This window comes from Thalassospira sp. CA1, assembly GCF_059052855.1.
This window is the reverse complement of record NZ_JBZCIA010000001.1, coordinates 194940-221108: the sequence shown is the minus strand read 5'-3', so window position 1 is coordinate 221108 and position 26169 is coordinate 194940. Positions and strand designations below refer to the sequence as shown.

The window sequence follows — 26169 nt, the reverse complement described above, 5'->3', positions numbered from 1 at the left end:
CAGTCGTGGTCACGACGTATAACTGGCCCGAAGCACTATCCTTGGTGCTGAAATCGCTTGCCGATCAAAAGGATCGCAATTTCGAAATCGTTATTGCCGACGACGGGTCGGGTGATGAAACCGCACAGGTCATCAAGGACTTTGCTGCCACAAATCCGATTCCGGTCAAACATTATTGGCACGAAGACATGGGCTTTCGCGTAGCCAAGGCGCGCAATGGTGCGATCGGATTATGTGAAGGCGATCTGGTTATCTTTATTGATGGTGATTGCTGTGTGATGCCCGATTTCATCACACGTCACCGCAAGGCCGCAACCAAGGGCTGCCTTGTATCGGGTAAACGGGTCTTCCTTAAAAAACGGCTGACCAATACCCTGCTCGCGCGCAAATGGGCCTTTCACAAATGGCCGCGTCCACTCCTGTTTCTAACCGCCCTGTTTGGTTTTGCCAACCGGCCGTTTCAGTTCGTTCGACTGCCGCATAACGGCCCGTGGCTTTGGGAACATGAAAAATGCTGGCAAAAGGCGCAAACGTGCAATCTTGCCGTTTTCAAAAGCGACATCAACAGAGTTCATGGCTTCGATGAAAGTTACGAAGGCCATGGATTGGAGGATTCAGACTTTGTTCTGCGTCTTCTACGTTCCGGGCTGAAACGCAAGAATGTCGAATATTGCTCGCCGGTCCTGCATCTTTTCCATGAGCGCAAGATACCCCAGCGTCATGAAGGTGCGAATAACAACGGAAAACTCTTTAACGACATGCTGCTGGCTGACGCCGAGCGTTACCTACCCCTGACCGCATGCAAAGGTGCTGCATCTGGACCGGAAAAGGTTCTGGAAGCAGGCGAATAAACCATCTTGCGTTTTTCGACCAAGGAAGCACGTCGACCCCCTTGGATACGACGGCGTTTCGCGATAAAAGGTCGGCATCATTTTCCTTCGGATGCATCTTTGCATCTTAGAAGCTCATATCAGCCGCCCTGGTGATCGGGGCATGCGTTCAAAAAGCGAAAGGGATTTTCCCAGATGGATCTCAGCAAGATTGCCGTTGGCAAGGATGTTCCGTGGGACGTAAACGTCGTCATTGAAATTCCGCAGGGTGGACCGGTCAAGTACGAAGTCGATAAAGACTCCGGTGCTGTCTTTGTGGACCGTTTCCTGCACACCTCGATGTATTACCCGGTCAACTATGGCTTCATCCCCAACACGCTTGGCGAAGATGGCGACCCAGTTGACGCCATGGTCATGTTCCGCGAGCCGGTCGTTGCCGGTTCTGTCATCCGTGCGCGTCCGATAGGTGTTCTGATCATGGAAGACGAAGCCGGTCAGGACGAAAAACTGATCTGCGTTCCGCATGACAAGATCGACCCGTATTACACCGACATCAAATCCCACGAAGATCTGCCGCAGATCCTGCGCGATCAGATCCAGCACTTCTTCGAGCGTTACAAAGACCTCGAAAAAGGCAAATGGGTCAAAGTCACCGGTTGGGAAGGCGCTGAAAAGGCCGCTAAACTGATCGAAGAAGGTGTTACCCGCCTCGGCAAATAAGCCGCATTCAACCCGTCTTCGGACAGGTACCGGATTTAGAATGCAACGCTCCGTCAGATTTGGCGGAGCGTTGTTTTTTGACTTATTGGTCGCGCAACACTACTTTGGTGCAGGGGTGCCACCCTTACAGGTTGGTATTGAGGGAAGAATTCACGTTTCAGGATACTATTCGTGACCCACAAAAACGCGCCCGACAAAACCCATGCCATCAAAATTACCCTCAGTGACATCACCACACTTGATGTCGATGCCATCGTCAATGCCGCGAACGAGGCCCTGTTGCCTGGCGGTAGTGTGTGCGGTGCGATCCATCATGCGGCGGGTCCTGAACTGGCAAACGCCTGCCGACCGCTTGCCCCCTGCCCAACGGGTGACGCCCGAATCACACCGGGATTTAACCTGAAGGCCAAATACGTCATCCACACCGTCGGCCCGATCTGGCAAGGCGGGAACCATGGTGAGGCCGATTTGTTGGCAAGCTGTTATCGCCAATCAATCTTGCTGGCGGTCGAGAACAATCTGGCCTCTGTGGCGTTTCCTGCCATATCCACCGGGATATTTGGCTATCCAGAAGACCAGGCAGCCAAAATCGCCGTATCAACGATTTGTGAGCTGACTGGCGAATTGGCGCAAATGCCACAAATTTACCTTTGTTGTTTCTCACCATTGGCGCGTCAGCATATTGAAGCTGCGTGCCAGCACATGATCGAATTCGATAAGGTCCATCAATAGAATGCAAAGCGACGCTGCTGCACCTTCGCCGTCCCAACCGCTTGAACTGTTTGCTTCGCCAGACGGAGTGCTGAGCGTGGGTGAACACACATTTCGCTGTGCCCTTGGGATTAATGGCGTGATTGATGCCGACCAGAAAACCGAAGGCGATGGCAAAACGCCGGCCGGTCGCTGGCAGCTGCGCTATGTGATGTATCGTGCCGATCGCAGGCCCAGCCCGCGCACCAAGCTTCCGGTCACCACCATTTCATTTTCCGACGGCTGGTGTGATGATCCGGGTCATCCCGACTATAACTGCCCGGTCCGCCTGCCGTTTGATGCCAGCCATGAAAAGCTGTTTCGCAAGGATGATCTCTATAACATCATCGTCGTTCTGGGCCATAATGATGACCCGCCCGTGCCCGGAAAGGGATCGGCGATCTTCATGCATATCGCCAAACCCGATTATGCCGGCACCGAAGGCTGTGTTGCCTTGGCCGAGAAGGATCTCGAGACACTGCTTGAACTGGCGACCTTTGAGACGTTCATCACCATCACTGCGTAAAATCATGGACTTGCCGTTTGGGTGGACAGCGCCTAGGTTCAATTGCCGGATCAATTCACAGGACAAGTCATGATTGAAGACGATTATCTCTATAAAAATGGCGGCGTTGCAGGATTTGGTTCCCGACTGAAAGCTATTTTCGGTTCGGGCAAGTTCTGGGTGCGCAGCCTTGGTGTGATCGTTCTGATTGCCGTGATCTATTATCCGGCAGGCATGGCGATTGTGCATCGTATCGATGACAACCCCGACTTTATCGGCAATTACAAGGGCGGCAGTCACGCGGTGAACACCGCCGCAGCCCTGATTGATCGCGAGGTCAACCAGAACCGCTGGACCGCCAACGACCCGTTCTTCCTGCCAAGTGCAGCCCTTGATAACATGCCGAACTTCCAGACCGGGATTGTCTATGCCCTGTCGCGCTTTGCGATCGAGCTTTCCGATCAGATCGGGCGCGCCCGTGGGTCAAGTCAGGTTGACCCGGATCTGGATGACGCCGCCGGCCTTTTGAAATTCCGTGGCGACAAATGGGTGTTTGATCCCAGCGTTTCGCTGCTGCCCGGTGTCACGTCTGAGCAGCAATACCGTCAGGCAATCCGGTCCCTGCAAAACTACAATACCCGTCTGACCAACGGGAATGCGGTTTTTGAACGCCGTGCAGACAACCTTCAGGAAACACTGAACCGCATTGCCAATGACCTTGGCTCGGCCTCTGCCCTGATTGATGATAAGGTGGAAAATCCGTCGATCTTTGATCGCACGGCCGATGACGTTTTCTATGCCACCAAGGGTCGCCTTTATGCCTATAGCCTGATCTTGCGCGATCTTGGCACCGACTTCGAACAGATCATCAATGAACGCCAGATCGCATCGGTCTGGGCAGAAATGATCGGATCCCTGCAAGCGGCGGCCGCACTTGACCCGATGGTGGTTGTGAACGGCTCGGCCGATGGCATCGTCTTCCCTAACCATCTGGCGGGGCTTGGTTTCTATCTTTTGCGGGCCCGTACCCAGATGCGCGAAATCAGCAGCATTCTGCAACGTTGACGTCAATGTGATTACGAAACACGCCATCCAGAATACCTGAGTTGCGCGCTGCGACTTGATCTTTTGTGGTTTTTGCCCCATTTAGGGCCTAACCAAATGAAATAGAGATTGTTGAGTGGGCAGCATAAGTCCCGACGATCAGAGTGAGAGGACAAGCCGAAAATGTTCATTCAGACCGAACCGACCCCGAATCCGGCGACACTCAAATTCCTTCCGGGCGAAGAAGTCATGGGCCGTCTTGGCACCGCCAACTTCGTTAAGGGTGACGAAGCCATCAAATCGCCGCTTGCACGCAAGCTGTTTGAAATTGATGGCATTGCCGGTGTTTTCCTAGGCGGTGATTTCATCACCATCACCAAGGATGACTCCAAGGACTGGCAGACCCTGAAACCGCAGATTCTTGGCGGGATCATGGAACATTACACGTCCGGTCAGCCGGTTCTCGATCAGGATTCCAACGCCGCCACCGGTACCAGCTCTGCGGCCGAAGGCGATGATGAACTGGTCAGCCAGATCAAGGAACTGCTTGATACCCGCGTGCGCCCGGCCGTGGCACAGGATGGTGGTGACATCGTCTTCCACCGTTTCGAAGATGGCGTGGTCTTCCTTGAAATGCACGGTGCATGCGCCGGCTGCCCGAGCAGCACCGCGACGCTCAAGATGGGCATCGAAAACATGCTGCGTTATTACGTGCCCGAAGTTCAGGCCGTCGAACCGGTCATGGCTGACTGAGCCTGACCCGGTTTTCAGACACCTCATCGACAAGATGGCGTCCGACCATCCGGTGAACTGACCGCGCACGGATTTACGAGTCGTTAACAAATTCAGACGCCCGGCGTGAACTTTAACCCGCGCCGGGCGTAAAAATTATGCGCTGAACGAAAAGGTTTTCTTGGCGTTTTCAACTCTCGGAGATATTGCCCGTTGCGATCATCGCGCGCGGCAGGCATAGATAACCTCCACTTGGGATGGACAGTTCGACTGATCCTGGAGATTCAACAATGACTAGCGCAAAAACAAACAGTTACAGGAATGTTGCGCTCGCTTCGATTTTCGGAGCGGTTGTTTTCCTGTATATTGGGCTTTTCGCCGGAATTGATCTTTCTCCAACTCCGGAAGGTTTCGAGACAGAAACCGTCGAAGTCACGGCAGATGAAGCCGTTATCAAAAAGAAGAAAACGGTTTATCGCCGCGGTCCTGAAGTCATCGCACTCAGCCAGTATTTCAAAAGCATCGGCTATCACCTCAATGAGGTGGGCGAAGTTCCGCGCGTCTATATCAAGCGCGTGCCCGAAGGCCTTGGCGAACTGGCATCGGTTGAAGAGCGCAAACAGCTTTTCCTGAAAATCATGCTGCCGCTGGCCATGCGCGTGAATGAAGAAATCACCGCGCGCCGTGAACGTCTTATGGCCATTCAGGCCAAGGGCATTTCCGGCACCCCGGTCAGCCAGGCCGATCAGCAATGGGTCAATCAGCTGATGAAGCGCTATCGCGTGACTGATGGCGGTATCAACGCCCTGCTTGAACGCATTGATGTGATCCCGACCTCCCTGATCCTTGCCCAGTCGGCAGAGGAAAGTGGTTGGGGCACGTCACGCTTTGTGCGCAAAGGCAACGCCCTGTTTGGTCAATGGGCCTGGGGCGACGATGAAGGCATCGTGCCGAAGGATCGCGAAGATGGCAAAACCCACGTCATCAAGGCCTTTGGCAGCCTGATGGACAGTGTGCGGGCCTATGCACGCAACATCAACTCGCACCCGGCCTATCAGGAATTGCGCGAACGTCGCGCAACCCTTCGCGCCGACGGCAAGTTTATCAGTGGCTGGGAACTGGCCGAAACCTTGACCAAATATTCCGAGCGCGGCGAGGAATATGTCGACAGCCTGCATGCGATCATGAGTGTGAACGGGCTGAACGAGCTTGATGGTCTTGATTTTGCGGCAGGCGACGTCCCGCCGCCGCCAAAGGTGCTCGCCGCCCTTGAGGAATAATCCCAAGGGACAAAAGAGATAAATCAGGTACCAAGCCAGATAACCAAATAAAAAGGGACCCGAGCGGGTCCCTTTTTCTTTGGTTCTGATATCACAAGAACCAGTTATGGCCGTCCACGATAAATCCAGCCTTTTTCCGATTTCAGCAACCGGATTTCATCCTCGACCACCCGACGGTCGCCCACCTTGTATTCGCCTTCCTTGAGCGTCAGCATCTTGGTTTTCACCAGATCAAGCGCATCGCGCACCGTACTGCCAACATCATCCATCGTCCCGGCCGCCTTGCCCTTTTCGGTCACGTCATCGGCAAAATCGGCAACCGTGCGATCAAACACCAGCTCATAGCGCACCATGACAAGCACTTCGTCATCGTCTTCAGAAATGCTGTTGGTTTTGGTCACGTTTTCAACATGGCCGACCTTGGCATAGGGATCATCGCGAAACCGTTCGATCACCGCCGTGGTGATTTCATCGGCTGTCGGTCCGCTGACCTGTTCATCTTCGCAGGCGGTAAGCAGCGGCAAAAACATGATAACGGCGAAAAACCGGGTCAACTGGCCCATAAGCGATTCCTGTTTTCTGGGTTTTGGCTTGAATTGCGGACTATTGCCTCTGTGATGTGGCAAAAATCGGGTCGGATGTCACAGAACACGCCCCCAAACGTCTATATGCGCATCCAACTGTCAGGTTATCACCCATCCACCCAAAATACGCAGACCGAATTATGTCGCGGCATTGGTCCGTGGATCTGGCCGCCGCGAAAAGCCGCTCGGCAGATCTGGATATCCGAACAAAAAAGGCGGAGCCTGAAAAATCAGCTCCGCCTTTCTGATCTTTGATTTTGGCTCGGCTTAGCCGTGCTCTGCCTCGTGGGCGGCAAGGGCGGCCAGGTTCACAAGATCGTTCACGGTTGCCCCCATCTGGGCGATCTGGGCCGGTTTTTCCAGACCGATCATCACCGGACCAACCACCGTGCCACCGCCAAGCTTATCAAGCAGTTTGGAGGCCGTGGTTGCCGCGTGGAGCGCTGGCATCACCAGAACGTTGGCCGGACCTGACAGACGGCAGAACGGATAAAGCTTCAGAAGCTCGGTATCGAGTGCCACATCAACCGCCATGTCGCCATCGAACTCGAAATCGACATTGCTGCTTTCAAGGATGCCCACGGCTTCGCGGATACGGTCGGTATCCTCGCTATACGGGTTGCCGAAGGTCGAGTGCGAAACCATCGCCACACGCGGCTCATGGCCCATCTGACGGGCCTTGGCGGCCGCCTGAATGGCGATCTCGGCCAGTTCCTCGGCATTGGGCAGATTGTGCACACGGGTATCGGCGATGAACACCGTCCGGCCTTTGGCAATCGCGATCGAAAGCCCCATCGGGATTTCACCCGGCTTGGCATCGATCACACCGGCAACATCGGCGAAGCTGCGATTGAAGTTCCGGGTAAGCCCGGTGATCAAACCATCGGCATGACCCTGTGCCACCATGACAGATGCAAAGACGTTACGCTTCTGGTTGACCATGCGCTGGCAATCACGCCACAGGAAGCCTTTGCGCTGCAAGCGCTGATAGAGGAACTCGGCATATTCCGCATTATGCTTGGACAGGGCCGCGTTGCTGATTTCAACACCATCAAGGCTTTCAATGCCAAGCTTCTTGGCGCTTTCATGGATGCGGTCTTCGCGCCCGATCAGGATCGGCGTGCCATAGCCGGAGTTGCGATACGCCACCGCTGCGCGGATCACCGTTTCTTCCTCGCCCTCGGCAAAGGCGATGCGTTTCGGGTGCGCACGGACGTAATCGGAAATCAGCTGCAAATGGGCTGCCGTCGGATCAAGACGACCACGCAGCTGATTTTCATATTCTTCCATATCAATGATCGGACGACGCGCCACACCGCTATCCATCGCGGCCTGGGCAACCGCCTTGGGCACGGCCGTAATCAGGCGCGGGTCAAACGGGGCCGGGATGATATATTCCGGCCCATATTGCAAACGACGCCCGGAATAGGCCGCCGCCACTTCATCGGGCACGTCTTCACGGGCAAGCGATGCCACTGCATGGGCTGCGGCAATCTTCATGTCTTCGTTGATCGTGGATGCCTGAACATCCAGCGCACCGCGGAAGATATACGGGAAGCCCAGAACGTTGTTGATCTGGTTCGGATAATCCGAACGCCCGGTGGCGCAAATCGCATCATCACGAATAGCAGCAACGTCTTCCGGGGAAATTTCCGGATCCGGGTTGGCCATGGCAAAGATGATCGGCTGTTTGGCCATGCTTTTGACCATGGCTGACGTCACCGCGCCCTTGACCGACAGGCCAAAGAACGCATCCGCGCCCTTCATCGCGTCGTCAAGCGACCGTGCATCGGTATCGGCCGCATGGGCCGATTTCCACTGGTTCATGCCGTCTTCACGGCCCTTGTAGATCACCCCGCGCGAGTCACACATGATCACGTTGTCATGGGCAACACCCATGCTTTTGACCAGTTCGCAACACGCAATCGCGGCCGCACCGGCCCCGTTGATGACAAGCTTGATGTCTTCAAGTTTGCGACCCGTCAGGTCACAGGCATTGATAAGCCCCGATGCCGCAATGATCGCTGTGCCATGCTGGTCATCATGAAACACCGGAATGTCCATAACTTCGCGCAGGCGCTGTTCGATGATGAAGCATTCCGGCGCCTTGATGTCTTCAAGGTTGATCCCGCCAAATGATGCGCCGAGGAAACGCACGCAATTAACGAACTCGTCAACATCTTCGGTCGACACTTCAAGATCGAACCCATCCACATCGGCAAAGCGTTTGAACAGAACCGCCTTGCCTTCCATCACCGGCTTGGAGGCCAGTGCACCAAGGTTGCCAAGGCCAAGCACGGCGGTGCCGTTGGAAATGACCGCAACGATGTTGCCCTTGGAGGTATAATCATAGGCAGTCGCCGGGTTCTTGGCGATTTCAAGACACGGCACCGCAACACCCGGCGAATAGGCCAGCGAGAGGTCGCGCTGAGTGGTCAGCGGTTTGGATGCGGTGATTTCGATTTTGCCGGGGCGGCCGCTGGAATGAAACAGCAGCGCTTCACGGTCACGAACCTTGATTTCTGTATCTGACATTGTGTTTTTCACTGACGCTTGCGTGGTGAGATGGAAAGCAACCTGTACGGTCTGTTTTGTTCTTAAGTTCTGATTTTCCTGATCGACAAGTTTGCGGCGTGGGACCGTCTTGTCGGACCGCCCAATAAATCAGGCTTCGCGCCCCGGGTCAAAGGCGACGTTAACGGCAACCGCAAAATTACGTAGCGTTTTCCGTATGTTGCGGCGCAACATTGACCTCTGATCCGACCCGTTTCACATCCACAAACGCAATAGCGGACACGCCCGCCCCATCGACCCAACCGCCGTGACCGCCAGTAAGTGTTGGTTTTTCAGAGATGTAATCACGCATGCACAAAGGGCTCTTGGGCTTGCGGTTTTTATTGCGCCGCGCAAACCGACCCGCCGATTGGCACAAATATGAACTTTCCACGATACGAAAAACGGGGGCCAATGCCCCCGTATTCGCGTTGCCTTACCGGCAAATTCAATCGTTTTCGACGGACTCTGTCACGCAGCTGCCCGCAACACCAAAACGTGCGGATTACTTTGGTGAATGCAGGTGGATGTTGGTCGCACCGTTCTGTTCAAGAATGGCGCGTGCCTTGGCCTCGGCACCTTCATGGTCCGGGTCGATCCGCACCCACAGGATGACTGATCCGGCGTCCACCGCGCGGGCGAAATCCTCGGTATGCGGGGTGGAGGTCACTTCTTCGATAAATTCACGAAGTGCTACTGCGCCAACACCGGCTCCGACCGCGATCGCAGCCGCCGCTGTCGCAGCGCCCCCAAACAGGGCAATCGCACCGGACGCCACCAGCGGCACTTCATATTTGGTTTCACCGACCAGTGCGGTCAGCACATCGGACCAGGACCGACCATCCTTGCCTGCCACATCAATGGATTCGTGGGAGCTTAAAACCGACAGATCGGTGCGTTCAAACCCGGCATCGCGGAGCGCACGCAGAGCCGCATCGAAACCGTCCTTGGTATCAAACAGTCCGACCAGTTCCGGGGCCTGCGGGATGGTCTGTTCTTCTGCCATTTTGTACGCTCCTTGCTCACTGTTATTCTGTCGCCGAAAACGACAGTTGGTTGTTGGTCACGATCTTTATATATTCGCAGAAATTCAGGCGTTGCAATGGCATAGATCAAGTTTTATCACCCCGCCAGTTTCCTGCTCTCGTCTTTGCCTTCAGGGTTTGCTATCAAGTCATTATGAACCAGATCGCCGATAAATCCGATACCACACCGACCGCACCTTCTTTTTCCAGAGACGGCGCGACGCCAATGATGATGCAGTTCCTTGAAATCAAGGAACAGTATCAGGACTGCCTGCTGTTTTATCGGATGGGCGATTTCTACGAGCTGTTCTTTGACGACGCGGTCAAGGCCGCCGAAGCCCTTGATATTGCCCTGACAAAACGCGGCAAGCATCAAGGTAACGAAATTCCCATGGCCGGTGTTCCCGTCCATAGTCACGAAACCTATCTGCAACGTCTGATCCGCAAGGGCTTTCGGGTTGCCGTCTGTGAACAGATGGAAGACCCGGCCGAGGCCAAAAAACGCGGCGCCAAATCCGTGGTCAAACGCGGTGTTGTCCGCCTGATCACGCCGGGCACCCTTACCGAAGACAGCCTGCTGGATGCACGGCGCCACAATTATCTGGCCGCCGTATCGGAAGTCCGTGGCAAGATCGGGCTGGCCTGGCTTGATATGTCGACCGGTGATTTCTTTGTGCAGCCTTGCGAAATGGCCGGTCTTGGTGCCGCCCTTGCCCGGCTTGATCCGGGTGAAATCCTGTTTTCGGAAAAGATGCTGAACCGCTCTGAAGTGTTCGACATCTATGCCGAATATAAAAACATCATCACCCCACAGCCGACCGCGCGCTTTGATGCTGAAAATGCCCAGCTCAGGCTTAAAAAGCTTTATGAGGTCGAGGCCCTTGATGCCTTTGGCGGTTTTGAGATCGCAGAGCTTTCGGCTGCCGGGGCGCTGATTGATTATGTCGAACTGACCCAAAAGGGCCAGATGCCCCGCCTTGCCCCGCCAACCCGCGTGGCAGAAGGGGCGGCGATGGAAATCGATGCCGCCACCCGTCGGTCGCTGGAGCTGATCCAGACCCAGTCGGGCGAGCGCAAGGGATCGTTGCTGTCCGTCATTGACCGCACCCGCACCGGTGCCGGCGCACGTTTGCTGGCAGCCCGCCTGTCTGCCCCGCTGACCAATGCGGACGAGGTCAATAAACGCCTTGATCTGGTGGAATATTTCCATGATCGCGATGGGTTGCGGTCTGATCTGCGCGCCGCCCTTGGAGAATGCCCGGATATTGAACGCGCGCTGTCGCGCCTGTCGGTCGGGCGTGGTGGCCCGCGTGATCTGGCCGCGATGCGTGATGGGCTGTCCTGCGCCTTTGCGATTGGCAACCTGCTGAACAAACCCGATGGCGGCAATGATGGCCTGACTGCCCAGCCGGAAGCCCTTTCTGATCATTTGACCATGATGGGCCATCACGGCGATCTGATTGATCTGCTGCGCCGGGCAATCGCCGAAAGCCTGCCGCTTCTCGCACGCGATGGTGGGTTCATTGCCGGGGGCTATCACCCGCCGCTTGATGAGCTGCGCATGCTATCGAGTGAAAGCAAAAAGCTGATCGCCAATCTGCAGGCCCGCTATACCGAGCAAACCGGGATTTCCAATCTTAAGGTCAAGCACAACAACGTACTTGGCTATTTCATCGAAGTATCGGCCAAAACCGCCGACAAGATGATGGAGATGGATGAGTTTATCCACCGCCAGACCATGGCCAATGCGGTGCGCTTTACCACTGTCGAACTGTCCGAACTTGAAAGCAAGGTCTCCAAGGCAGGTGATCAGGCGCTTGCGCTTGAACTTGAACTGTTTGATGAACTGGTGGCAGCCGTTCTGGCCAAGGCCGATGACATCGCCAAATGTGCATCTGCGCTGGCCGGGCTTGATGTATCGGCTGCTTTGGCCGAACTCGCCCGTGATCAGGGTTGCATTCGCCCCAACATTGATAACAGCCTTGCCTTTGACATCACCGCTGGCCGCCATCCGGTGGTTGAGGCCGCCTTGCGTGAAAACGGTGACGCACCCTTTGTTGCCAATGATTGCCGCCTTGAAGATGAACAAAGCCTGTGGCTGATCACCGGTCCGAACATGGCCGGTAAATCGACTTTCCTGCGCCAGAACGCATTGATTGCGGTACTCGCCCAGATCGGCGCGTTCGTCCCGGCGGCCAAGGCCCATATCGGCGTGATTGACCGGTTGTTTTCGCGCGTCGGGGCGGCCGATGATCTGGCGCGCGGCCGATCCACCTTTATGGTCGAAATGGTCGAAACCGCATCGATCCTTAATCAGGCAACCGATCGTTCGCTGGTCATCCTTGATGAAATCGGCCGTGGTACCGCGACCTTTGATGGCCTGTCGATCGCCTGGGCCGTGGTTGAAAACCTTCATGAAATCAATCAGTGCCGTGGTCTTTTCGCCACCCACTATCACGAACTGACGGCGTTGGCGGCCAAGCTCAAACACCTGTCGTGCCACACCATGCTGATCAAGGAGTGGCAGGGCGAGGTCGTCTTCCTGCATGAAGTCGGTGCGGGCAGTGCGGATCGGTCATATGGCATTCACGTCGCCCAGCTGGCGGGTCTGCCAAAGCCCGTGATCAAGCGCGCCGAACAGGTCCTGAAAACGCTCGAAAAGGGCGAACAGGGGGGTGCTGTTTCCAAGCTTGCCGATGACCTGCCGCTGTTTGCGGTTGCCATCGAACAGGCCGCCAAGGAGGAACGCACAAGCGCCCCGGCGCTTTCGGATGCGCAAAAGGCGCTGCTTGATGCGGTTGCCGATCTTGATCCCGATAACATGACCCCGCGCGAAGCCCTTGATGCGCTGTATCGTCTTCAGTCGCTAAAGGGCTGATCACCGGCAAAACAGGCGGTCTATCCCCATATCAAGTGCGTGTCTGCCGATCGGACTTGCGCACGCATTTGATGCGGATAGATGAAATTGGCGCTATGGTGCGGCAACTGTTAAGAAAATTGATATATAAACCCTGTCGCCGACAGACCGCACGCCAGGACCGAGGAAACCGACCAACGTGACCTACAAGATCAAGAAGCAGCGCGAAATCATCGACCGCAAAAAGGTCTTTGCCGAGCTTGAGGCCATCGCCAACGATCCGGCACTCAAAAGCTTCAAACAGCGCACCGCCGTTCTCAACAAGCTGAAATCAGTACTTGAGGCCGGGCGATCTGTTATCCGCGCACGCTTTGAAGAAAGCAATTCCGGGCAGGACACCGTCTTTTCCAACAGTTTCCTGATGGATCAGATCGTCCGCCTGATCCATGATTTTGCCACCACGTTCGTCTATACGCTGCACAATCCGACCAATGAACAACGCATGTCAGTCGTCGCTGTCGGCGGCTATGGCCGCGGTGACATGGCGCCGCATTCCGATGTCGATATCCTGTTCCTGTTTCCCTACAAACAGACCGCACATGGCGAACAGGTCGTTGAATTCATTCTTTATATGCTGTGGGATCTGGGGCTTAAGGTCGGTCATGCGACGCGATCCGTCGATGATTGCCTGCGCATGGGCAAACAGGACATCACCATTCGCACCAACCTGCTTGAAAGCCGGTTCGTTTGGGGTGATGAGGAAACCTATAAACTGTTTCGCACCCGCTTCATGGAAGAGCTCGTCAAGGGCAGCGGCATCGAGTTCATCGAAAAGAAGCTTGGTGAACGCGACGAACGCCACACCCGCATGGGCGATTCACGCTATGTGGTCGAACCCAACGTCAAGGACGGCAAGGGCGGGCTTCGCGATCTCCATACCCTGTTCTGGATTGGCAAATACCTTTATCGCGTCAATTCCCCGATGGAGCTGGTCGATCTCAAGGTCCTGACGCGCAAGGAAGCACGCGGCTTTCTTAAGGCACAGAACTTCCTGTGGGCGGTGCGTTGCTGGTTACATTACCTGTCTGATCGCGAAGAAGACCGCCTGACGTTCGATATGCAGCGCGATATTGCCGAGCGGCTTGGCTATACCGATCATGCCGGCGCATCGGGCGTCGAACGCTTCATGAAGCACTATTATCTGATGGTGAAGCATGTCGGGAACCTGACGCGCATCTTCTGTGCCGCCCTTGAAGAAAGCCATCAGCGCCGCCCGCTGATCCGTTTTCCGGGCAAGCTGTTTGGTACCAAGGAAATTGACGGGTTTGAGCTGCGCAATGAACGCCTGACGGTCGAAAGCCTTGATGTCTTCAAGAACGACCCGATCAAGATTTTGCGCCTGTTTCTGGTTGCCCATCAAAACCGGGTTGGCATTCATCCCGAAACGCTGCGCTGGATCACGCAAAGCCTGAAATATGTTGATCACAAGCTGCAAAACGATCCGGACGCCAACGAGGTTTTCCTTGAAATCCTCACCCAGCGTGACAGCCCGGATGTGACGCTCCGCAAGATGAACGAGGCCGGTGTTCTGGGGCGTTTCATCCCCGATTTCGGCCGTGTCGTTGCCCAGATGCAATATGACATGTACCACACCTACACCGTGGACGAGCATACCATCAGGGCGATTGGCGTGCTTAATCAGATCGAGTCCGGCGAACTTGCCGAAGACGCCCCGGTTGCCACCCGCATCATGGGTCAGGTGATTTCGCGCCGTGTGCTGTATGTCGCGGTATTGCTCCATGACATTGCCAAGGGCCGTGGCGGCGACCATTCCGAGCTCGGGGCCGAAGTCGCCGAAAAGCTCTGCCCGCGGCTGGGTCTGTCCCCCGCCGATACCGAGGCCGTCGCATGGCTGGTCAAGGCGCATCTGTGGATGAGCCTGACCGCGTTCAAGCGTGATCTCAATGATCCCAGCACCATTCGCGCCTTTGCCGATCTGGTACAATCTCAGGAACGCCTGCGTCTGTTGCTGTGCCTGACGGTGGCTGATATCCGCGCGGTGGGTCCCAATGTCTGGAACGGCTGGAAGGCCACCCTGCTGCGTGAACTTTACTATGCCACCGATGATATGCTGTCAGGTGGTCTTAATGCCGATAGCCGCGATTCGCGCGTCGAAAATGCGCAAAACGCGCTGCGCGATGCGCTGAAAGACTGGCCCGAACAGGATATCGAGGACTTTATCGAACGCGGCTATCCGTCCTATTGGCTGAGCTTTGATACCGACATCCACGTCCATCACGCCCATCTGACCCGCGACGCCCGAAACTCCGGGGCCGAGATCACAGTCGATGTCCGCATCGATACCGAAATTGATGCCACTGAAATCACCGTCCACACCACCGACCATCCCGGCCTGTTTTCCCAGATTGCCGGCGCAATGGCGCTGTGCGGGGCCAACGTCGTCGATGCAAAGATCCTGACCCTTGCAGATGGCATGGCGCTGGATACCTTTTTCGTGCAGGACACCAATGGCGAGGCGTTTAACGACTCCACCAAACTTGATCGCCTGCGCGACACGCTGGAAAAGGTCATTTCCGGGCAGATTCGCCCCAGTCAGGAAATCGAACGCCGCCAGACCAAGGACAACAAGCACCGCACCGCGGTCTTCAAGGTCGAACCGAATGTCATTATCGACAACAAGGCCAGCCGCACCCATACGGTGATTGAAATCACCGCCCGTGACCGGTTGGGCCTGCTTTATGACATCACGCGTGCGCTCCGTGATCTTTCGATGCAGATTGCCTCTGCGCGCATTTCCACCTTTGGCGAACGCGCGGTTGACGTCTTCTATGTCAAGGATGTCTTCGGGCTCAAGATCGACAGCCGCACCAAGTTTGTTCAGGTCAAGGAAACCCTGACCCAGGCGATTCGCAACGACTAGCTTGTTGTTCTCAGCACCAAAACAAACAAACCGGATCGATCCAATACCCATGCGCTACCCTAGGCAACGCCACGGTATGGATCAGATCCGGATGTACCAGCCGTTAGGGCCAGTAAACTGCTCGAATTATATTTCTTTGGAAATTGTGACGGACGAGGAAGGGTAAAACCAAACCCGACAGCGTGACCTGTTATTCACGGTGTCGAAATCCTCGGAGTGCAGCAGGTTGAGGTGGATACCGTATTTCCCCGCCCGTCCAATATGAGGCTCGCGTCCCAACGAACCCTCAGCGAATGTGAATATGCGGGTGTTGCAACTGTTTTTCTGTGACGGCTGTCACAGGGACCCCAAAAAAAATCACCTAATTCAATCACTTTCACAAAAATGCGATATACGCCGCGGTTTTGGGCCTCAAAAATTACGACTATTTTCACCTTCGACTGTCAAATTCCTGTGCATCAAACGTGAAAATACCGCAATCGCACGTCATCACCGGCAGAATCGCGCCCTTTGGTGACGCTTAAATACGGAACGCTCTCGAATGTCGCTTGTCCGCTCTATCGCCACGGTGAGTGGCTTTACGCTGTTATCCCGCCTTCTGGGATTTTGCCGCGATATTCTGATTGCCGGGATGCTCGGTGCGGGCGGCATGGCCGATGCGTTCTTTGTGGCGTTCAAGTTTCCCAACCTGTTTCGTCGCCTGTTTGGCGAAGGTGCGTTTTCCGCGGCCTTCATCCCGCTTTTGGCAGGTGACATTGAAAAACGCGGTATGGACGCAGCCCGCGAATTTGCCGCGCGCGCCATGTCGATGCTGATCCTGATCACCGGTTTTCTGGTGGCGATCATTGAAATCCTGATGCCCTGGGCGATGTATGTGTTTGCGCCGGGCTTTGCCGAAAATCCCGAAAAGTTCGAACTTGCCGTCGAACTGTCGCGCATCACGTTTCCCTATCTTGCCTTCATATCCGCCGTCGCCCTGATGTCGGGTGTGATGAATACGCTTCATCGCTATGCCGCCGCCGCCGCCGCCCCGATCATTCTCAATATCTGCCTGATTGCGGCCTTGCTCGGCTTGGCACCGGTGACCGAAACCCCTGCCCATGCCCTGGCGTGGGGGGTGGCGATTGCCGGTGTGGCGCAGTTCCTGATGCTGGTGATTGCGTGTAAACGGGTCGGTTTTGCCATCAAATGGCAGATGCCGCGTGTTGATGACCGCATCAAGCTTCTGGGCAAACGCATGATCCCCGGCATGATTGGCGCCGGCGTCTATCAGATCAATCTTCTGATCGACACCATGCTGGCTTCCCTCGTCTCTGATGGCGCGGTCTCCTGGCTGTATTACGCAGATCGCGTGCAACAATTGCCACTCGGTGTGATTGGCATTGCGATTGGCACCGCGCTTTTGCCGACATTATCGCGCCAATTGCAGGGCGATGATGCCAAAACCGCGATGTATAGCCAGAATCGCGGCATTGAAATCGCGCTTTTGCTCACACTTCCGGCCGCCATCGCCCTTGGTGTCATGGGCCTGCCGGTGATCAACGTTCTGTTTGAACGCGGTGCCTTCGGCGCGGAAGAAACCCTCATGACCGGCATGGCATTGACCGTGTTTGCCTTTGGCCTGCCGGCCTCGGTTCTGGTCAAGGTCCTCGCACCCGGTTTCTTTGCCCGCGAAGACACCAAAACACCGATCCGCATTGGCATATCCTGCATGGTGCTGAACATCATTCTGATCGTGGTGCTGATGCCATGGTTCGGGCATCTTGGCATTGCGGCGGCAACGTCGGTCTCGGTCTGGGTCAATGCGACCTCGCTTGGTTTTATTTTGCATCGGCGGGGCGACCTGACCTTTGATACCCGCCTTGCCCGGCGCGTACCGCGCATCCTTGTCGCATCCGCACTGATGGGATTGGCACTCTGGTTTGCGATTGATGCCTTATGGCAAAATGACGCGCTTTCGATCACACGCATCATCACCATGGCGGTGATTGTGACCGGTGGCATGGCCGTCTATGCGATTGCGGCCCAACTGCTTGGTGCGACCAGCTTTTCCGAGCTGAAAGCAACATTGAAACGCGGAAAACCTGCCTGATCTGAATATTTCCGGGCATTTCCCGAAAGCAGCTTGACCAAATCGGGCCAGACCCTAAACTCGCGCGCTGTTTGCTTGCATGCTCGTCCGCCGGCGGGTGTCCAAAACCTGGCGGAGTATGCAGGCCCTGTTAAACATAAATTGAAATGGACGACGACGTTATGGAACGTGTGTTTTCGGGCGCTCAGCCCACCGGTAACCTTCACCTTGGCAACTATCTTGGCGCGATCCGCAACTGGGTCGAATTGCAGAAGAAATATGAATGCATCTTCTGCGTGGTCGATATGCATGCCATCACGGTCTGGCAAGACCCCAAGGAACTGCGTTCCAACATTCGCGAACTGGCGGCCAGCATGATTGCTTCGGGCATTGATCCGGAAAATCAGGTGCTGTTTAACCAAAGTCAGGTTTCCGCCCATGCCGAACTGGCCTGGATCTTTAACTGTGTCGCGCGCATCGGCTGGATGAACCGCATGACCCAGTTCAAGGAAAAGGCAGGCAAACACCGCGAAAACGCGTCGCTTGGCCTTTATGCTTATCCGAGCCTGATGGCCGCTGACATTCTGGCCTATAAGGCAACCCATGTGCCGGTCGGCGAAGACCAGAAACAGCATCTGGAACTGGCCCGTGACATCGCGTTGAAATTCAACACCGATTACGAGGTCGAAGGCTTCTTCCCGCAGCCCGAACCGCTGATCCTCGGTCCGGCAACGCGTGTGATGTCGCTGCGTGACGGTTCGAAAAAGATGTCGAAGTCCGATGCGTCCGATATGTCGCGCATCAATATGACCGACGATGCCGAAACGCTGGCCAAAAAGATCCGCAAGGCAAAAACCGATCCGGAACCGCTGCCATCCGAGGTCGCCGGTCTTGAAGGCCGCCCGGAAGCCAAGAACCTGATCACCATCTATGCAGCCCTCACCGACAACACGGTCGATGCGGTTCTGGCAGAACATGGTGGCACCCAGTTCTCTGGCTTCAAACAGGCGCTGACCGACGTGGTTGTCGAAAATCTGGCACCGATTACCGAGGAAATGGCACGCCTCAAAGCCGATCCGGCCTATATCGATCAGGTTCTGGCCAAGGGTGCCGAACGTGCCAATGGCATCGCCCAGCCGATCCTCAAAGAGGTCAAGGAAATCGTCGGTTTCCTGAACAGCTGATCGCATCAAAGCATCTGAACATCAAAAAGCCCGCCGGTGTAAACCAGGCGGGCTTTTTTGTTTTGATTTCGAAATATTCTTTATCAGATCGCATTTCCAGACGGTGAAGGCTTCTGCTGCATCGCCTGATATTTCTTCAGACCATCCATCATCGTCTGGCTGAACCATGCACCCACCGGCGCATCGCCATTCAGGTGATCAGACGCCTGCTGCAAAAGCGGATGATCAGCCGACGCGTCATCAGCCGGTGCACTGGCGGAAATGGCCGATCCACCCTGATCTGCATTGGCGACATCGTATCCGTCATGGGCATTTGCCGGGCGGTCATCAGCCACCGCGTTGCTGCTGGCGACGGCATCTGCCGCCATGGTTTGTGCCTTGTCACGACCAAGGGCAGCGTTAAAGCGGGCGGCCATTTCGGCTGCCGAAAGCGGCGTACCATCTGGCGACGTCGTCTGTATGTCGCTGGCCTTGCGTTCTGCGGTCTCGGCCTTCACGGCATTCAGTTTGGCGTATTTGGCTTCATGGGCGGCCATTTCAGCGGAAATCGCAAAACCAGTGGTCTGGCGGCTAAGCCGGCCGCTGCTGGCGGCACGCGCCCAGACGGTATTGGCGTCACCGGTGCTGGTGACCGGTCGACGTGCGGTTTCGGTTGCCGTCGAATTGGATGCGACGGTCCGGTTGAAGGCAGATACCGGGTTCGCCGTTCCCGCCGATGCCATGGCAACGGCCAGTTCTGCCGGATCGGTTGAGGGCGGGACAGATGCCGAAGCAAGTTCTGCCTCAGGCTGTTTTGATGCTGCACTTTGCGCAGCTTGTGCAACTGGCGAGGCATTCTGCGTGTTCTGCGCAACTTGCGCGCCTTGTGCACCTTGCGCACCTTGTGCCCACGGCACATTCAAATCAGAGGCCCGAACGCCCGTGCTGCCGGTCGCAGTATTGGATGCCAGCATGGCCTGATCAACCGGGGCCGTTGGTGCGGACTGGACAATCGTGGCCTGTTCGGCTGGGCTGACGGATTGTGATTGCGGGCCGGTCATCCAGGGCAGAACCAGATCGCCCTGATAGGCGCCGTTCTGCGCGACCGTGGTTGCCAGATTGGTGGGTGCGTTCGCATTGCCTGCATCGGCCACCGCCGTGCCATCATCAATGCCGCTGCCCCCAAATCCGTCTTCGATCATCGCCATGAAGTGGGTGCCGGTATCGTCGCCTGTGACCGCATCGACCACGGCGTCAATCGCCGCCCCGGCAAGGCCAAACACCCCGCCAAACAGGCCACCACCCGCGACGCGGGCACCATTGCCGATCTCATCGCCGGTAAGCGAGCGATAAATCATCCCGACGCCGGGAATATGTTGCAAAGGATTGATCACATCGAGGAAATCGGTGAATTCAAAGCCATCCTCGCCAAACATATATTGCGAGAATGTCCGGCCTTCGGACGTGCCAGAAAGCTGGTCGGCAGCATTGGACTGGGCAAACTTGCCGTTTGCCGCCCCATTTGTGCCACCTGCACCGCCCGCGCTACCGGATAGGCTACCGGGCGAAATTTGCCGCCAATTTTCACCAATCGACATGTCTGTCCTCCTCTTGCCAATAGTTTTGCAAAAGGAGTGCCAGTTTTAGTGCATGCTAACGCTTTGAATTATCGATATTTTCTTGGGAAAGAATTTCGCCGGACTTGCCTGTCGGAATCTTCTGCCGGGTAGCATCGGCATCTTAAAGACCCGCCGCTTATCAGAGCGGCTTAGAATAAATGGCCTGCCCGGTCCTTCTTGGTCTGCAGATAAAACTCGTTATGACCATTGGACGGGAATTTATGCGGGACACGCTCGGAAACCGTGACACCCCAGCTTTCAAGACCGGTCAGCTTCTCGGGGTTATTGGTCAGCAAACGCACGCTTTCAAAGCCCATCTGACGCAGCATTTCGGCCGCCGGGCGATAGACACGTTCATCGGCGTCAAAGCCAAGTTCCTCGTTGGCATCAAGGGTGTCAAACCCGCGATCCTGCAGGGCATAGGCGCGCAACTTGTTCACAAGCCCGATGCCACGCCCTTCCTGACGCAGATAAAGCACAATACCGCCCTGCCCGCTTTTGGCGATTTCCGAAATGGCACCACGCAGCTGCGGTCCGCAATCACAGCGTAGCGACCCGATCAGATCGCCGGTAAAGCATTCAGAATGCAGTCGGATCAGCACCGGTTTGTCCTTGGCCGGTTCATCAATGACGATGGCCAGATGTTCCTGCCCGCCATCTTCCGGGCGAAACGCAATCACAGTCACGTTTTCGGCATCTTCAAGCGGCACACGCGCTTCGCTGACCTGGCGCAAGGATGCGGCCGAGGCATTTTCATAACCATTGATGCTTTCAGACTGCAACACCAGCAAATTCTGGGCGCGGGCAAGGGTTTCAAGCTGATCGGCACTGACCGGCACCGTCACAACGGCGGGCAACAGGCGCGCGAGCTTTGCCAAACGAATGGCCGCATTTTCCGCCATGCTGACCGGTCGCCAATCGCCCGCAGGCAACGCATCAAGATCAAGCAACGGATTGGCAATCTCACCCAGACGATTGGCATCAACAGCCGATTGGTCGGCAGAAACAAAGGCGACAAACGGATCATCCTTGGCCGTCTGACCAAGCGACTTGGCCCGCACACGCGGCAGGACGATTGCCGGTGATGTGTCGCTTCCGGCGATGTCACACAAACGTTGCAAACCATGTTGTGACAGCGGCTCGGCGGCAATCACCGCAACACTGTGGGCTTCGCCATCATCATGCCCCTGAACCAGGACGATCTCGCCACGGCGCAAATCTGCCACGGCGCGGGAAACCGTTACCAGATCGGTTGCCGGGATCAGATTGCTGTCATTTTGGGCCGTCACGGCGGAGCTTTGGGTCATCGGCATCTTGTCTTTGTGATCACAACATCGCGATCCGGTGGCTATGGGGCTGGATAAAGACCCGGTTTAATTCATATAAGCGCATCAGGCGATGCGAACCAGTTTGGTCGGTGATGCGCAAAATCGCAGGAAGACGCACATCTTTCAAGATTTTACGACACGACTTCGCAGACAAATCGCCCCTACTACCTAATCCGGTTGGGCCGGGAGTTAAAGGACCAAACAGAAAACAGTTTGTTCTTGAAAATACAACTTAAGATGCTGATCCTATGGTTCGGCGCGGGATACTTAATGCATATATGGCGGGCCGGACCCGAAAGCGCCACAAAAACAAGCCGGTAAAATCAACATCAGGCGCAGACCCCGGATATGACGGCGGATCTGACAAGCAGCAAGGGATGGTGAATGTCGACAGGTAAACAGGTTCTGGTGGTTGAGGACGATGCAGCGCTCAGCCAGTCTTTGACGGAACAACTCAGACTTCATGAAGATTTCGAATGCGTGGTTGCCAACAGCGGCAAAGAAGCACTCGATCTTGCCAAGGATTCCTATTTTGATGTGATCCTGCTTGATGTTGGCCTGCCGGATATGGATGGCCGCGATGTCTGCAAACTGATGCGGCGCGCCAATGTCAAATCACCGATCATCATGCTCACCGGCGCCAATAGTGACTCTGACACCATTCTCGGTCTGGAATCGGGTGCCAATGACTATGTCACCAAGCCGTTTCGCCTCAATGTGCTTTTGGCCCGCATCCGTGCGCATATCCGCCAGCATGAACAAAGCGAAGATGCCGTCTTTGTCATCGGCCCATACAGCTTCCAGCCCAGTGCCAAGATCCTGATCGAAACCGCGACCGAGAAAAAAGTCCGCCTGACGGAAAAGGAAACCTCGATCCTGAAATTCCTGTTCCGGGCCGGCGACAAACCGGTCAGCCGCGAAACATTGCTGGACGAAGTCTGGGGCTATAACGCCGGTGTGACCACTCACACGCTTGAAACCCATGTCTATCGCCTGCGTCAGAAAATAGAAAAGGATCCGTCAAACGCGGTGATCCTGATTACCGAACCGGGCGGCTACAAGCTAATCCCCTGATCGGAAAACGGTTTTAGAACCCACCAAAAGAAAATCCCGCTGATGCGGGATTTTTTTGTCACAGATGTCGGGTTGCGGCGTCTATGTTATCGCCCTGATTATCCACAGAACGGCCCGAATCATCCAATCGGGCGTTAAATACACAAAATCGACCTAAAACGCGGCATTTTTACAAGTTTTCGCCCCGAATATCGATTTAGATACCGAAATTTAGGCCTTTTAAGGCCAATCAATAGCCCCGGGAGCCAAAAATTGCCGTCCCAACCCGCACATGGGTGGCACCAAACCGGATTGCAGCCTCGTAATCGCCGCTCATGCCCATGCTTTTGATTTCAAGACCATGACGATCGGCAATCTTGCCAAGCAGGGTGAAATGCGGGGCGGGTTCTTCATCGACCGGGGGAATGCACATCAGGCCGATGATCGGCAGTTTAAGCTCCTCGCGACACATCTTGATGAAATCATCGGCATCCTTTGGCGCGATGCCGGCCTTTTGTTCTTCCTCGCCGGTATTGATCTGAATGAACAGGTCCGGGCAGGCACCGGTTTTATCGCGGTGTTTGGCCAATGCATTGGCCAGTTTCGGGCGGTCCACGGTTTCGATCACATCAAACAGGGCAACCGCATCCTTGACCTTGTTGGTCTGAAGCGGCCCGATCAGATGTAGCTCGATATCAGGAAACTCGGCACGCAATCCCGGCCATTTCCCGGCCGCTTCCTGCACGCGGTTTTCACCAAATACCCGCCTGCCATCCACAAGCGCCTTGCGCACATGATCGCCATCGTGGTTCTTGCTGACACAGACCAGCTTCACATCCCCCGGATCACGATCGGCGGCTTCACATGCCGCATTGATATTGCTCTGGATTTCGGCAAGGTTGACGGCAACATCGGTTTTGCCAGATGACAGATCATGATGGCTCATGGAGGGTGGTCCTTCATCGGTAACGCATTCAGGAACGGCAGGTATAGCTGCCAAGTCGGGAGTGTATCAATGGATAAGGCCCTGTTAAAGCAGGCACGCAGGCTCAATCTGCGCAATGGCGGCCCAAATTGCCCGATTCCGCCCCTTGTCCTGATGACCGATGATCAAAGACTGCCCGATCCGGAACCCGCCATCCGCGCCCTGCCCCGCGACAGCATGGTCATTTTCCGCCACTACGATCATCCGATGCGCGCGAAACTCGGTGCAAAGCTCCGCACCATCTGCCGCGCAAAGGGCATCCCTTTTTTGGTCGCGAATGATGTTGGGCTCGCACTCCAGCTCGATGCCGACGGGATTCACTTTCCAGAGTATCGAGTTTTATCCAATCGCGCAGTTTTCGCTCAGGTCCCGGAACGCCTGATTCTCACTTCAGCTTGCCACAGCACAAAGGTGCTTAATCAGCTGAGAGCTTTGCCAAAATGTACTCGCCCTGACGGCTTATTAATTTCTCCTTTGTTCGCGACAAAGAGCCATCCTAACCTTGGTCACCTTGAAATTATCCAAGCTCTACAGATGAGTTGTGTTTGTGTTGCGAGTTCAATCCAGCCTATCGCACTTGGCGGAATAACAGCTAAGAGTATAAATCAATTACGTTTTTCAAATTTCACGTCAATTGCCGGGATTAGCTTTTCCGGAATTGGAGATTGAGAGCTATCGACTAATTACAGTGGAAGACTCTTTTTATGTTCATATGATAACTATGTGCGTTCCTTCGTAAGCATAGCCATTTCAGGGCACAAGAGCCTGAGAATTTTTCCTAATGGCTCAATGGCTTGTTCTGACTTCGCCAGAAAGAAAAAACCCCGCCCAGAGGGACGGGGTTTACCAGCAAGCTTACAGCGAAACGAATTCGATGTCAGATAGCCGGACTCTCGTGTTCCTTAGAAAACGAGACGCAGACCAGTGATCGCACCGTATGCATCTGCATCAGCGGAACCGGTCGTATCCTGCTCGGTCCAGAACACGTTGGACTGCCAAATCACACCTGCACCCAGAGTGTAGTCCATACCAAGTGACAGCGCTTGAATGTCGGTAGAAGTACCGTTGTCTGTCAAGGTGCCGCCCGTGACGCCGTAGTTGTCACGATCTTCAGCTGCGTAGGTCAAGGCAACCGTTGCTGCATCCATCGCGTAGCTGACGCCAACATCAAAACCTTTACGATCGGATCCGCCGGTAACGTTCTGCTGGGTAGTCGTTCCACTAGCAAAGGTAGTAACTGAACGGGTGTTCGACGAAAGGTTGTACCACTCGTCAGATGCACCATAGGAAGCGCCGACGGTGAAATTGCCGAAACCAACATTTGCACCGATGGTATAGCTTTTTCCGTTGTCGAGATTTACAACAGTTTGAAGACTATCACCAGCGCGCGGGTTGGTGTATTCACCAGCTGCGGAAACAGCAAGCGAGAAACCATCAAAGTCGTTGCGGTATTCGACACCACCCGACCAGATTGATCCACCGAAGTCATTCTTAGCGCCGGTGTCATCGGTCTCGGAGGTTGCGTCATCAGCATAAGACACACCAGCGCGGAAGCCACCGATAACCGGGGTGTAGTAGGTTACGCGACGCGCATCACCAGAGTAGTTGTTGGTGTCGATATTTGCGATGTTGGTCCAGTCACCGAGGTCGCCATCGTTTACACCATAGCCACCTGCAGACGGAGCCTGGATTGCCATATCAGCTGCCGCACCGTCTTCCGAGCCCAGTTTAACCTGACCGAAACCACCGTTGATGAAGAGGTATTCTTCGTCGACGTTATTACCGGCTTCGCCTTCAAGCTCAATTACTGCACCAACTTCGATACCATTGTCGAGGGTCGTTGCCCCCTTAAAGTGAATTTCGGTATCTGACTGGATTTTGTTGTGGCTACGACCCAGAGCGTCGTCTTGGTCCACGACGCCAACAAACTGTTCCATATAACCGCCGACGGACAAGCTGATCGGCTCAGAAGCCTGCGCTGCACCGGCAAAACCAACAGCGACGAGTGCGCTGGAAGCTACCAAAATCTTTTTCATGACTACATTTCCCTAAATGTATTGCGAAGAACCCCCGTTGGGCTCATTCCGTGTTATCGCAGCGAAATGAACGCGGGTCAATTTCAATAAATG

At 55.3% G+C, this 26169-nt stretch carries 20 protein-coding genes; 13 read left to right on the top strand and 7 right to left on the bottom strand.

Features of this window, described 5'->3' with window-relative positions:
* Window positions 1-5: 5 nt before the first annotated feature.
* The 7 genes from AC5Q5A_RS01070 (at window position 6) to AC5Q5A_RS01040 (ending at window position 5861) form a co-directional block, all read left to right on the top strand.
* Window positions 6-851: a glycosyltransferase family 2 protein gene (locus AC5Q5A_RS01070; protein WP_493894036.1), complete on the top strand. Its 846-nt coding sequence runs from the start codon at window positions 6-8 to the stop codon at window positions 849-851.
* A 174-nt stretch (window positions 852-1025) separates the two neighbouring features.
* The gene (gene ppa, locus AC5Q5A_RS01065) at window positions 1026-1550 is read left to right on the top strand and encodes an inorganic diphosphatase (protein ID WP_008888719.1); all 525 of its coding nucleotides are present in this window, start codon (window positions 1026-1028) and stop codon (window positions 1548-1550) included.
* 171 nt (window positions 1551-1721) lie between these two features.
* Window positions 1722-2282: an O-acetyl-ADP-ribose deacetylase gene (locus tag AC5Q5A_RS01060; protein WP_493894035.1), complete on the top strand. Its 561-nt coding sequence runs from the start codon at window positions 1722-1724 to the stop codon at window positions 2280-2282.
* 1 nt (window position 2283) lies between these two features.
* Complete coding sequence (locus tag AC5Q5A_RS01055; protein WP_493894034.1) at window positions 2284-2826, top strand: L,D-transpeptidase family protein; 543 nt, start codon at window positions 2284-2286, stop codon at window positions 2824-2826.
* Window positions 2827-2895: 69 nt separating this feature from the next.
* A complete protein-coding gene (locus tag AC5Q5A_RS01050) occupies window positions 2896-3870 on the top strand; it encodes a DUF2333 family protein (RefSeq protein WP_493894033.1) in 975 nt (324 codons plus the stop codon).
* A gap of 162 nt (window positions 3871-4032) precedes the next feature.
* Window positions 4033-4602 carry a NifU family protein gene (locus tag AC5Q5A_RS01045; protein WP_008888723.1) on the top strand — a complete coding sequence of 190 codons (570 nt, stop codon included), beginning with the start codon at window positions 4033-4035 and terminating at the stop codon, window positions 4600-4602.
* A 269-nt stretch (window positions 4603-4871) separates the two neighbouring features.
* On the top strand, window positions 4872-5861 hold the full coding sequence (locus AC5Q5A_RS01040) for a glucosaminidase domain-containing protein (RefSeq protein WP_008888724.1): 990 nt from the start codon (window positions 4872-4874) through the stop codon (window positions 5859-5861).
* A gap of 104 nt (window positions 5862-5965) precedes the next feature.
* On the opposite strand, the gene AC5Q5A_RS01035 is transcribed toward AC5Q5A_RS01040, so the two are convergent.
* The 3 genes from AC5Q5A_RS01035 to AC5Q5A_RS01025 form a co-directional block, all read right to left on the bottom strand.
* Window positions 5966-6424 (bottom strand): hypothetical protein, encoded by a 459-nt coding sequence (locus tag AC5Q5A_RS01035; protein WP_493894032.1) that lies wholly within the window; start codon window positions 6422-6424, stop codon window positions 5966-5968.
* 288 nt (window positions 6425-6712) lie between these two features.
* Window positions 6713-8980, bottom strand: a complete 2268-nt coding sequence (locus tag AC5Q5A_RS01030) for an NADP-dependent malic enzyme (protein WP_064787900.1) — start codon at window positions 8978-8980, stop codon at window positions 6713-6715.
* Between the two features lie 523 nt (window positions 8981-9503).
* Window positions 9504-10004, bottom strand: coding sequence for a hypothetical protein (locus AC5Q5A_RS01025; RefSeq protein ID WP_063086338.1), 501 nt, complete (start codon window positions 10002-10004; stop codon window positions 9504-9506).
* 173 nt (window positions 10005-10177) lie between these two features.
* On the opposite strand from AC5Q5A_RS01025, the gene mutS reads away from it, so the two are divergent.
* The 4 genes from mutS (at window position 10178) to trpS (ending at window position 19076) form a co-directional block, all read left to right on the top strand.
* Window positions 10178-12901 carry a DNA mismatch repair protein MutS gene (gene mutS, locus AC5Q5A_RS01020; protein ID WP_063086336.1) on the top strand — a complete coding sequence of 908 codons (2724 nt, stop codon included), beginning with the start codon at window positions 10178-10180 and terminating at the stop codon, window positions 12899-12901.
* Window positions 12902-13079: 178 nt separating this feature from the next.
* Window positions 13080-15821, top strand: a complete 2742-nt coding sequence (locus AC5Q5A_RS01015; protein WP_493894031.1) for a [protein-PII] uridylyltransferase — start codon at window positions 13080-13082, stop codon at window positions 15819-15821.
* A gap of 541 nt (window positions 15822-16362) precedes the next feature.
* Window positions 16363-17913 (top strand): murein biosynthesis integral membrane protein MurJ, encoded by a 1551-nt coding sequence (gene murJ / locus AC5Q5A_RS01010; RefSeq protein WP_493894030.1) that lies wholly within the window; start codon window positions 16363-16365, stop codon window positions 17911-17913.
* A gap of 161 nt (window positions 17914-18074) precedes the next feature.
* Window positions 18075-19076 (top strand): tryptophan--tRNA ligase, encoded by a 1002-nt coding sequence (gene trpS / locus AC5Q5A_RS01005; RefSeq protein ID WP_493894418.1) that lies wholly within the window; start codon window positions 18075-18077, stop codon window positions 19074-19076.
* Window positions 19077-19159: 83 nt separating this feature from the next.
* Here trpS and AC5Q5A_RS01000 read toward each other — a convergent pair whose 3' ends face one another.
* A complete protein-coding gene (locus tag AC5Q5A_RS01000; protein ID WP_493894029.1) occupies window positions 19160-20653 on the bottom strand; it encodes a hypothetical protein in 1494 nt (497 codons plus the stop codon).
* 170 nt (window positions 20654-20823) lie between these two features.
* Window positions 20824-21981 carry a GTP cyclohydrolase II gene (gene ribA / locus AC5Q5A_RS00995; protein WP_493894028.1) on the bottom strand — a complete coding sequence of 386 codons (1158 nt, stop codon included), beginning with the start codon at window positions 21979-21981 and terminating at the stop codon, window positions 20824-20826.
* Between the two features lie 405 nt (window positions 21982-22386).
* Between ribA and AC5Q5A_RS00990 the strand changes: the two genes are divergently transcribed.
* Window positions 22387-23076 (top strand): response regulator transcription factor, encoded by a 690-nt coding sequence (locus tag AC5Q5A_RS00990; protein ID WP_493894027.1) that lies wholly within the window; start codon window positions 22387-22389, stop codon window positions 23074-23076.
* Window positions 23077-23305: 229 nt separating this feature from the next.
* On the opposite strand, the gene AC5Q5A_RS00985 is transcribed toward AC5Q5A_RS00990, so the two are convergent.
* The gene (locus tag AC5Q5A_RS00985) at window positions 23306-24001 is read right to left on the bottom strand and encodes a YggS family pyridoxal phosphate-dependent enzyme (RefSeq protein WP_493894026.1); all 696 of its coding nucleotides are present in this window, start codon (window positions 23999-24001) and stop codon (window positions 23306-23308) included.
* 69 nt (window positions 24002-24070) lie between these two features.
* Here AC5Q5A_RS00985 and AC5Q5A_RS00980 point away from each other — a divergent pair, with 69 nt between their 5' ends.
* Entirely contained in the window at window positions 24071-24709 is a 639-nt protein-coding gene (locus AC5Q5A_RS00980; RefSeq protein ID WP_493894025.1) for a thiamine phosphate synthase, read from the top strand.
* Between the two features lie 233 nt (window positions 24710-24942).
* On the opposite strand, the gene AC5Q5A_RS00975 is transcribed toward AC5Q5A_RS00980, so the two are convergent.
* A complete protein-coding gene (locus AC5Q5A_RS00975; protein ID WP_493894024.1) occupies window positions 24943-26076 on the bottom strand; it encodes a porin in 1134 nt (377 codons plus the stop codon).
* Window positions 26077-26169 lie beyond the last annotated feature (93 nt).

Bases quoted from the DNA above. Each gene is read 5' to 3' on its own strand.
- ppa (WP_008888719.1), top strand. From the start codon at position 1,026: ATGGATCTCAGCAAGATTGCCGTTGGCAAGGATGTTCCGTGGGACGTA.
- AC5Q5A_RS01055 (WP_493894034.1), top strand. From the start codon at position 2,284: ATGCAAAGCGACGCTGCTGCACCTTCGCCGTCCCAACCGCTTGAACTG.
- AC5Q5A_RS01050 (WP_493894033.1), top strand. From the start codon at position 2,896: ATGATTGAAGACGATTATCTCTATAAAAATGGCGGCGTTGCAGGATTT.
- AC5Q5A_RS01045 (WP_008888723.1), top strand. From the start codon at position 4,033: ATGTTCATTCAGACCGAACCGACCCCGAATCCGGCGACACTCAAATTC.
- AC5Q5A_RS01040 (WP_008888724.1), top strand. From the start codon at position 4,872: ATGACTAGCGCAAAAACAAACAGTTACAGGAATGTTGCGCTCGCTTCG.
- AC5Q5A_RS01035 (WP_493894032.1), bottom strand. From the start codon at position 6,424: ATGGGCCAGTTGACCCGGTTTTTCGCCGTTATCATGTTTTTGCCGCTG.
- AC5Q5A_RS01030 (WP_064787900.1), bottom strand. From the start codon at position 8,980: ATGTCAGATACAGAAATCAAGGTTCGTGACCGTGAAGCGCTGCTGTTT.
- AC5Q5A_RS01025 (WP_063086338.1), bottom strand. From the start codon at position 10,004: ATGGCAGAAGAACAGACCATCCCGCAGGCCCCGGAACTGGTCGGACTG.
- mutS (WP_063086336.1), top strand. From the start codon at position 10,178: ATGAACCAGATCGCCGATAAATCCGATACCACACCGACCGCACCTTCT.
- murJ (WP_493894030.1), top strand. From the start codon at position 16,363: ATGTCGCTTGTCCGCTCTATCGCCACGGTGAGTGGCTTTACGCTGTTA.
- trpS (WP_493894418.1), top strand. From the start codon at position 18,075: ATGGAACGTGTGTTTTCGGGCGCTCAGCCCACCGGTAACCTTCACCTT.
- AC5Q5A_RS01000 (WP_493894029.1), bottom strand. From the start codon at position 20,653: ATGTCGATTGGTGAAAATTGGCGGCAAATTTCGCCCGGTAGCCTATCC.
- ribA (WP_493894028.1), bottom strand. From the start codon at position 21,981: ATGACCCAAAGCTCCGCCGTGACGGCCCAAAATGACAGCAATCTGATC.
- AC5Q5A_RS00990 (WP_493894027.1), top strand. From the start codon at position 22,387: ATGTCGACAGGTAAACAGGTTCTGGTGGTTGAGGACGATGCAGCGCTC.
- AC5Q5A_RS00985 (WP_493894026.1), bottom strand. From the start codon at position 24,001: ATGAGCCATCATGATCTGTCATCTGGCAAAACCGATGTTGCCGTCAAC.
- AC5Q5A_RS00980 (WP_493894025.1), top strand. From the start codon at position 24,071: ATGGATAAGGCCCTGTTAAAGCAGGCACGCAGGCTCAATCTGCGCAAT.
- AC5Q5A_RS00975 (WP_493894024.1), bottom strand. From the start codon at position 26,076: ATGAAAAAGATTTTGGTAGCTTCCAGCGCACTCGTCGCTGTTGGTTTT.